This window comes from Mesorhizobium sp. P5_C1 (genome assembly GCF_054049815.1).
The window spans coordinates 1-955 of record NZ_JBFULQ010001134.1 but is presented as its reverse complement, the minus strand read 5'-3'; the positions used below and the strand labels follow the sequence as shown (position 1 = coordinate 955).

The 955-nt window shown below is 61.2% G+C and carries 2 protein-coding genes and 1 pseudogene; all 3 read left to right on the top strand.

Features of this window, described 5'->3' with window-relative positions:
* The first annotated feature begins 54 nt into the window (after positions 1 to 54).
* Positions 55 to 261, top strand: a complete 207-nt coding sequence (locus ACXJ7R_RS34405) for a hypothetical protein (protein WP_457155682.1) — start codon at positions 55 to 57, stop codon at positions 259 to 261.
* A gap of 26 nt (positions 262 to 287) precedes the next feature.
* On the top strand, positions 288 to 467 hold the full coding sequence (locus ACXJ7R_RS34400; RefSeq protein ID WP_095084649.1) for a hypothetical protein: 180 nt from the start codon (positions 288 to 290) through the stop codon (positions 465 to 467).
* A 215-nt stretch (positions 468 to 682) separates the two neighbouring features.
* Positions 683 to 955 (top strand): annotated as a pseudogene (locus tag ACXJ7R_RS34395) (acyltransferase family protein); the annotation flags it as partial.

The following is a 955-nucleotide window of genomic DNA, read 5'->3' as shown; positions in this document are numbered from 1 at the left end:
GTCATGAGTTAGCACTTCATGATGTACACCCCGGAGCACAGTGGACGCGGCGCAATGGCCGATCTCATGATCTTGGAACTGGCCAAGGCCAGACAGCGCGTCAAGCGGGCGGAGTCCGCCCTCAGGCGCGCCAAGGAAATGCTGGATGAAGACTGCGGAGTCGGGATCAATCTCGCGCTCTGCGGCAGAATACGGGCCGCTCAGCGGCGTGTGATCGAGGCCCGAGAGCGCCTGACGAAGATCGATCCACCGGCATCGTAGTGCTCCATGATTTTGGGATTGTTGCCATGATGATCGCGACCTTCAACCTTGAAACCGCGAGAAACGGCGACGTATATCGCGCCGCAAGGCTTGCGATGCTGACGCAGCAGGTGATGCGGCACATCGAGCGCACGGACGCCTCGGCGCAGAAAGTCGAGCAAGTGCTGGCCACATTGGCTGAAGCAAACGCGCTCGTGCGGCGATAGGGCCACACGTCAAGCGCAATCGGCCAACGCCTCCAGAATCCCCGATCCCGGTTGTCGTTGCGCTCGATGGCTTCGGTCAGGCAGGTCAGCGATTGTCCGGCTAGCCGCAGCGGGAAGCATCACGCGGATCGTGGCGAACGCTTGTGCCGGCGCTGGGCAAGGTTGCATAGTCCAACAGGGACTCAGCAGGCTGTGCGCATCGGCTCGGAGCAATCGTGATTGGACTTTATGATCTCTGGCCCGCCTTTGTGGTCGTCGCGCTGCTTTGGCCRCTAGCAGGCTTGCCGCTGTTTCAGCGTGTCGGCTTCGAAGCGACCGCGGCCAGGGTCCGGGCGATCGACGGAATGCGTGGCTATCTGGCGCTTGCCGTCGCACTCCACCACGCCGTCATCTACCATGAATTCCTGACGACCGGCACATGGAAGTATCCGCCCTCCGCTTTCTACGGCCTGTTGGGACAAATGGGGGTGTCCTTCTTCTTCATCATC